General features: G+C 53.9%; 7 protein-coding genes, 1 tRNA gene and 1 pseudogene. 5 read left to right on the top strand and 4 right to left on the bottom strand.

Going from position 1 to position 7,299, the window contains the following annotated elements; translation table 11 throughout:
* Window positions 1-189: 189 nt before the first annotated feature.
* From JWR17_RS25555 to JWR17_RS25545, 3 genes and pseudogenes are all read right to left on the bottom strand, one after another.
* Window positions 190-903, bottom strand: a pseudogene (locus tag JWR17_RS25555) (integrase); the annotation flags it as partial.
* A gap of 278 nt (window positions 904-1,181) precedes the next feature.
* Window positions 1,182-1,493, bottom strand: a complete 312-nt coding sequence (locus tag JWR17_RS25550; RefSeq protein ID WP_299836046.1) for a helix-turn-helix domain-containing protein — start codon at window positions 1,491-1,493, stop codon at window positions 1,182-1,184.
* Complete coding sequence (locus JWR17_RS25545) at window positions 1,480-1,722, bottom strand: hypothetical protein (protein WP_299836044.1); 243 nt, start codon at window positions 1,720-1,722, stop codon at window positions 1,480-1,482. Before JWR17_RS25545 ends, JWR17_RS25550 begins: the two co-directional genes overlap by 14 nt.
* A gap of 223 nt (window positions 1,723-1,945) precedes the next feature.
* On the opposite strand from JWR17_RS25545, the gene JWR17_RS25540 reads away from it, so the two are divergent.
* Window positions 1,946-2,079: transfer RNA gene (locus tag JWR17_RS25540), tRNA-Leu, on the top strand.
* 86 nt (window positions 2,080-2,165) lie between these two features.
* On the opposite strand, the gene JWR17_RS25535 is transcribed toward JWR17_RS25540, so the two are convergent.
* Window positions 2,166-3,059, bottom strand: coding sequence for a LysR family transcriptional regulator (locus JWR17_RS25535; protein WP_299836042.1), 894 nt, complete (start codon window positions 3,057-3,059; stop codon window positions 2,166-2,168).
* Window positions 3,060-3,169: 110 nt separating this feature from the next.
* Here JWR17_RS25535 and JWR17_RS25530 point away from each other — a divergent pair, with 110 nt between their 5' ends.
* The 4 genes from JWR17_RS25530 to JWR17_RS25515 all read left to right on the top strand — a co-directional run bounded on the left by JWR17_RS25530 (window position 3,170) and on the right by JWR17_RS25515 (window position 7,156).
* Window positions 3,170-4,573: an amidohydrolase family protein gene (locus tag JWR17_RS25530; protein ID WP_299836040.1), complete on the top strand. Its 1,404-nt coding sequence runs from the start codon at window positions 3,170-3,172 to the stop codon at window positions 4,571-4,573.
* A gap of 12 nt (window positions 4,574-4,585) precedes the next feature.
* Window positions 4,586-5,065, top strand: coding sequence for a DMT family transporter (locus tag JWR17_RS25525; protein WP_299836038.1), 480 nt, complete (start codon window positions 4,586-4,588; stop codon window positions 5,063-5,065).
* A 109-nt stretch (window positions 5,066-5,174) separates the two neighbouring features.
* Window positions 5,175-6,449, top strand: a complete 1,275-nt coding sequence (locus JWR17_RS25520) for an OprD family porin (RefSeq protein ID WP_299836036.1) — start codon at window positions 5,175-5,177, stop codon at window positions 6,447-6,449.
* A 176-nt stretch (window positions 6,450-6,625) separates the two neighbouring features.
* Window positions 6,626-7,156: a M15 family metallopeptidase gene (locus tag JWR17_RS25515; protein ID WP_299836034.1), complete on the top strand. Its 531-nt coding sequence runs from the start codon at window positions 6,626-6,628 to the stop codon at window positions 7,154-7,156.
* The last annotated feature ends 143 nt before the right edge of the window (window positions 7,157-7,299 follow it).

The following is a 7,299-nucleotide window of genomic DNA, read 5'->3' as shown; positions in this document are numbered from 1 at the left end:
GAATGGCGAAATTGGTAGACGCAAGGGACTTAAAAGCCCTCGTTCGTAAGGACGTGCCGGTTCGACCCCGGCTTCGGGCACCATTTAAAATCAAGGGCTTACGTGCGTTATTGCAGGTAGGCCCTTGTTGGTTTTTGGTCCGCAATTATTAAAAAAGTTCCGCAATCGCTCATTTTGTGGGGTCACCTTCTTTCCTACAATCTCGATGCGACGCTTTGCTCCAGTCTTACCTTGCTGAATCCATAATTGATCGTTGCGGACATGTCGGTCGTCCATTTTCAGCGTGTCTGAAATACGTTGAGCTGTCAGATAAAACAAATCCAGAGCGTCGTTGAGCGGCTGATCGGCATGCTCGTAGACGCCTGCAAGCAAGTCATCCTCGATATACACGTCACGACCAGTTTCCTTATTGCCTTTCACACCAGCGCAGGGATTGGCTAAAGCAGTGAAACCACTTTCCCTGGCGTAGTTCCAAATCGCACTAAGGATGGCCTTCTCACGGTTTGCCCTCACCGGAGCTGTCTTGGCTCGGTAGCATAGATATTAGCGAATATGCTGGGGTTCAATGGCTTCTAGCGGTGCTGGCGGCTCATTAAAGAACAAAAGCAGTTGCTTTAGCTCGCGCTTATTATCTTTCTGGGGCGTGGGTGCTTTTGTTGGCACGATCGCGATGAAATACCGTTCGGCTACAAACTCGAAGGTCAGTACAACAGATGCCAGGGCGTCGGAAACACGGTCTTTCTCCAGCTTGGCGTATTCAAGTATTGCCAACCCGTATTCTGTGCCAAGCAGTAGTTCTTGTCGTGGTGATCCTCCCGGATCGTAGTAGTAATAGACCCTGTCTGGTCCGCGCGTGCGTACCCGGAGGCGTGGAATACTTCCGGGTTTTGTGGATCTGCTGATGTGTTTAATCGTTCAGCGCAGGCATCGTGGGGTCGCGCTCGATAAAAAGGTGCTGCACAACGTGGCGCCTATCCGTGGATGCGTCCAAATCAGCGAATGTCCCAACATGGCGCTGGGTCGGACGACAACTGAAGCCTGGATATTTGAAAGAAGGTGTGTTCGTTTGGCAGAACGTCAGAGAAAGGCCGCGCTGGCCGATGCCAGTTTTGATACCAACCAATGCGCATCACACTTACAAACCCCAGCGGAAACCGTGTTTGATGCTTGCTGCGGAAAAATCACTGCGAAAGCACATCCCGAAAAACATCAGGACGTAAAGTGGCAATGTGCAGCAAAGACCTGGCAGCTCCGGAAGGCGAACGACGGCCTTGCTCCCACTCCTGCAGCGTCCGCACAGAAACACCCAGCAGCTCCGCAAATCTGGGTTGTGAAAGTCCTGTTTTGCTCCGAGCTTCAGCGGCCTCGGTAACAACTACGGCATGGACCTTTCCATGACGGCCAGCCTTGACATCGATGATAGCAGCCAACAGTTCCTCGCCAATATTGCGCTTGGCGTCACGCTCGATCAGTTCTTTTTCAGTCAGGGGCATGATTCATTTCCTTCGCGATTTTGCGCAGGATATGCGCTGGAATGTTTTCGGTAGCGCCTTTGCCGTAAATCAGCAGGGTGACTAGCGCTCCAGATGCGAGCTGTACGGTATAGATAACCCTGACAGCTCCGCTTTTGCCACGGCCATCGATGCTCCAACGGACTTTACGACAGCCGTCAGAACCCGGCACAACTGCGCCAGCGTCAGGATTGTTAGCGAGGAAGCTCATGAATGCACCTCGCTCTTCTTCGGTCCAATAGTCAGGCCACAGCTTCGTAAAGAGAGGTGATTCAATAATCGTAAGCATGGGTAGGAGTGTACGTCCTTGACGTATGTTGTTCAAGACTTGCCGATGTGAGAGATTTAAGATCTGTGCGCGCAGACGAAGGTTCGGTCCAGCAAAATCCGGGAAAAAACGTGCCGCAAAAATAATTCACATCACGCCGTGTGCGGCCTGCAAAGATGGTAAATGTTCGCCGTTGCGGCAAGAATTAAAGCGTATCCACTTGTATTAGAACGATAATTTATGGACTTAAAATCCCTCGTTCGTAAGGACGTGCCGGTTCGACCCCGGCTTCGGGCACCATTTAAAATCAAGGGCTTACGTGCGGTTTCGCAGGTAGGCCCTTGTTGTTTTCTGGTCCGCAATTATCGGTAGCAGTGCGGATCGGATCAATGCGGTGCTCGCAATGCTGCAATGAAAACCTGTAACGCCGACGACATCTGCTTGCTACTGGGGTAGTACAAGTAAAAGCTGGGAAACGGGGTCGACCATTCTTCCAGCAATGGAACCAACTTGCCGCTGTCCAGTTCGGCTTTTATCCATTCGCGAATCCATACCGTGATGCCGAGACCATCCACAGCGGATTGCAATGCCACCGCGCAGTCACTGACGACCAAAGAGCCTTTTACGCTCAGTTCGAATGGGGTATCGCCATTCAGAAAACGCCATTTATACAGGCCCGCTTCGCCCGATCTTCTCCAGTTCACGCAGCTGTGCTGCAGTAGTTCCACCGGTTTCTGGGGAGCACCGCGAAGTTTCAGGTACTTGGGGGAGGCTATGGCAATTTGTGTCAGTGGCTCGCTAAGCTTGAGCGCGATCATATCTTGCTCGATGAATTCGCCCAATCTGATGGCGGCGTCGAAGCCTTTGGCAACGATGTCGGTGGTGCTGTCGTCAGTGGTGAGTTCGAGCTTGATGTTCGGGTAGGCGAGCTGAAACGTCGGCAGAATAGGCTGAATAAAATGAAGCATGGCGACTTGTGGTGCGCTGATACGCAGCGTGCCTGAAGGCGTGTCGCGGTACTCGTTCAGTTCCTCAAGCGCAGAATCCAGATCGGCAAAAATCTCTTGCAGGCGCTCGAATAATCTCTCTCCCGCAGCGGTTGTTGAAACGCTTCGCGTGGTGCGATTGAGTAATCGTACGCCCAACCCTTCTTCCAGGCTTTTGATCGTTTGGCTCAAGGCTGAAGGAGAGACGCCGAGGGACTGCGCGGCCCGAGAGAAATTGCACGCTTGGGCTACCGCAAAGAATGCCTTGAGATTGGCGAACGTACTGCTGCGCATTATGTATGTTTACCTTCATAACGTTTGAAGTTAATGCGGTATTCTAAATAATCGTCTTGAGTCCGACAATGCGAAATCGGCAGTTTTCCCGCATAACTCAAGGAGTCGTCATGTCAGTTCAGACACAGTTTGATCCTATCAATTTGCCCCTCGGTGCGCTGCCTGGTACAGATCGTTTATTGCTGCTCAAGGGTGGAATGGTTGTCACCATGGATAACAGCCTGGGTAATTTTGCCAGTGGTGATGTGCTGATTCGCGGCACCGAAATTATTGCGGTAGGCCCCGACCTCTCCAGCGAAGGCGCCGAGGTCGTGGATGCCAAGGGCATGATCGTCATTCCTGGTCTGGTGGATACCCATCGTCACGCCTGGGAAGGGCAGTTGCGTCGCATCAACCCTAACTCTCCTACGCTCGAAGACTACTGTAACGCCACGCATTTCTCGTTTGCCAAGTACTACCGACCACAGGACATGTACGTCGGCAACATGCTGACGGCACTCGGCTGTATTAACTCCGGTATCACCACCATCATCGATAACTCCCATAACGCTCGCAGCGGTGCCCACTCTGACGCTGCTATTGAGGCGCTTCAGGATGCCGGCATCCGCGCTATCCATGCTCCTGGTGCACCTCTGTCCGGCGAGTGGGAATCCGCTCAGTGGCCCGCAGACCTGCGTCGTCTAAAAAGCAAATATGCCACCAAATCGGATTCGCTGGTCAGCTTGGCGATGATGGCGCAAATCGACCGGGAGCAATGGGCCTTTGCTCGTGAACTGGGGCTTACGATCGTCACCGAATTCTTTGGTGCGGGCATGGCCGCCGAACTCGATGCCTTGCAGGAAGAAGGCCTGTTGGGGCCAGACAATATCTTCAATCACTGCACCTGCATGCCGGATCACGGATGGTCGATCCTGCGTCACACAGGTGTAAAAGTGAACGTCTGCCCACGTTCGGATGCCCACTACGGTCTCGAAGACGGCGTGTTTGCCTGGCAGAAAGCGATCGATCACGGCATAAGCCCTGGCTTGAGCGTGGATAACGAAAGCTCCTACAGCGGCGACATGTTCACCGAAATGCGCGTGGCTTTTTATCTGCAACGTGCAGCGGCGCACAGCGCCCGTTTTCACGGCAGGCCATCGGCCCCTGATCTGGTCAGCGCTCGCCGCCTGCTCAAAGCGGCCACCGTGGATGGCGCAGCCTGCGCCGGGCTTGAATCAAAGATCGGCAGCATCTCCCCGGGCAAGCAGGCGGACATTGTCATGATCCGCACCGATAACCTGAGCATCTATCCCTCCAACAACGCCCTCGGCACCGTCGTTCACGCTGCGGAGCGAGGCGATATCGATACCGTGATCATCGCGGGTCGGATTCGTAAACAGGGTGGTGTGGTTCTGGGCGTAAACCGCCAGCAATTGGAAATCGCCGCTGAAGAGTCCCGCGCCTATCTGTTTGACGCGGCGGGTTATACAGCGGATCCGTTTGCCGAAGATTTTAGCCCCCTGCATTCACACTAAGGAGCAATGGCCATGATCCTGATTTCCTTTGCGCTGGCGTTCATCGCCGGTATCGCAATTGCAGTCCAAGCGGCCGTTAACAGTCAGTTAGCAGGTGCGATGTCGGGTAATACTATGGCCGCTGCGTTTTACTCCTTTCTCACCGGCATGATCGTGCTGGGCGTGATCGCCTTCCTGCGAGGTGGTCTGGCTGAATCGCTCAGCATCATTCCAGCTCAACCGGCCTGGCGATTGGTGGGCGGCGTTCTCGGTGCCGGGGCCATCTTCTGTACGGTTTGGCTGGCTCCGCGCATCGGCCTGGCGAACCTGTTGGTGCTAGTCATCGCCGGGCAGTTGCTGTCATCCGTGGCGATCGACCACTTCGGCTTGCTGGGCGTCGTAGTACGGCCCGTGGCGGCAATCAAGATTGCCGGCGCGAGCGTTGTGCTAATGGGCGTTTCGGTGACGCTGTTCGGCGAACGGATAATCGCCTTGCTCGCTCGATCATTCTGAATCGAGGTCAGGCATTCAGCCTGGCCTCATCCATTCCATAGAACGAGAGCAGAAGGCCGAGCCTTCTGCTTCGGACACTCTCGTCCGCGATAAAGATGAAGGTGTTGCCATGAATTCGTTAATACTCGCCGGCGCTCACATAGCCTTGCCGACTCTGGCTGGCTCAATCGTGCTGGCGGGTTTCAGTCCCTGGGCTTACGCCGACTTTTTAAGTGACTCTCACGCCACGTTCGAAACGCGTAACGTGTATTTCAACCGCGACTTCAGGGACGGGCCGAGTACTCAGCAGTCCAAGCGAGAGGAGTGGGCCCAAGGCCTTATCCTGAAGTTTGAGTCGGGCTACACGCTGGGCATGGTAGGGCTCGGCCTCGACATGACTGGCATGGCCGGAGTGCGGCTGGACTCAAGTCCCGACAGGGCCGGCAGTGGTCTGCTGCCGGTTCGCGCCAATGGTCGCGCCGATTCCGAGTACAGCAAGCTGGGGTTGACCGCAAAGGTAAAGGTCTCGGCAACAGCATTGAAGGTCGGCTCATTGTTTCCATCGTTGCCGACACTACGCCCGAACGACGGGATGATCCTGCCGCAATCGTTCCAGGGTGCGCTGGTCACTTCACAAAAAATTACCGGACTGGCGGTGACGGCAGGTCAGTTGCAAAAAGTCATCGCACGTAACGATACGAGCAGCGAAGACATTGCGCTGAATAACAAGAACAATCGTTTTACACGCAACGCAACGGGCGATCATCTGAACCTTGCCGGCGTCGACCAACAGCTCACAGAGCAGCTCAAGTTCAGCTATCACTACGCTGATTTGAGTAATGTTTATAGCCAACACTTTTTGGGACTGGTCGCGACCCAACCACTGGGTTCTGGAGCCTTGAGCGGCGATTTGCGCTTTTTTACTAGCGAAGACCAAGGGCAGGCGAGAGGTGGGCAAATCGGTAACCAGGCCCTCAACGGCATGATGGGCTATGCCATTGCCGGACATAAGATCAGCATGGGCTATCAAAAAATGTCGGGGAAAAGCGCCTTTCCTTACATTGAGGGCAGTGATGCCTATCTGGTCAACTTCTCTCAAATTGGCGACTTCGCCGAGGCCAGAGAGCGCTCTTGGCAAGCCCGATATGATTTCGATTTCGAACGACTGGGCATACCAGGACTGACTTTCATGAGCCGTTACATTTCTGGCAACAAGGCTAACGTGCCAGGAGTAGCCGGGAAGGGCAGAGAATGGGAGCGCAATACTGAAGTGCGCTATGTCATTCAGGAGGGTACGTTCAAGAATCTGGCGTTGCGTTTGCGCAGTGCGACCTATCGGTCGTCTTTCGCGAGAGATGCAGATGAAACCCGAATTCTGCTGACCTACACAAAAGTGTTGTGGTAGTCGCGAGACCAGGGGCGCCCCATTATGGCTGAGAAACGAGTACGCTGGGTTACGACTGCTGTACAGATGATCGCGAGCAAAGCCCGCGCCTACAGGCCGTAATTTTGACGACTGAGCAGTAGCCTCAACAATCTCGTTGGCTCCAGCACATCGTTTTTCGCTCTCTAAGAGGCCTGATGACTTACTCGTCCGCTGCACTGCTTATGCTTCAGCAACTTGGAATTCCGTTGGAATGGGTGAGCGCCCGCAACCTTAAAGAATATGGCGAGGCAACGTTGCTTGACTTGGCAGAGCGTGACCCGAATGGACGGGAACATCTGTTATTTCCCTCTGCGGCTAACAAATGGCGCGAGTTAAAAACGGCAGCACGGCGAGAAGGCATTGATTTATATATCGTGTCGGCATTTAGGAGCGTACAGCGCCAAAGCGAAATTATAAAACGCAAACTGGCCGCAGGGGTTTGCATTGAACAAATACTTACGGTTTCGGCCCCACCGTTTTTCAGTGAGCATCACACAGGCTACGCAGTTGATGTAGGCACACCTGATAGTCCTGTACTGGAGACAGAGTTCGAAGAGACGGCGGCATTTCAATGGTTGTCGAAATCCGCCGGTTTATTCGGATTCGTGATGTCCTACCCCATGGGAAATGCAAGTGGGTACGCCTATGAACCGTGGCATTGGCGTTATGTCGGAGAGCGGCTTTAGGTAGCGTCGGGGATTCAATGTTATCGGCACGAACCTGTTCGCGAAAGCAGCACTGCGGTCCGTCAGGCATACGATTTACGGCACGGTTTTGGATTTTTCACGTAATGGAATCGTTAAATTCTCTTGAGGCAACAAGTTCGGTG

Origin of the sequence: Pseudomonas sp., assembly GCF_028293835.1 — a bacterium.
In the GTDB taxonomy this organism is placed as follows: Bacteria; Pseudomonadota; Gammaproteobacteria; order Pseudomonadales; family Pseudomonadaceae; genus Aquipseudomonas.
The sequence above is the reverse complement of the archived record's forward strand: the minus strand, read 5'-3'. Positions and strand labels throughout refer to the sequence as shown.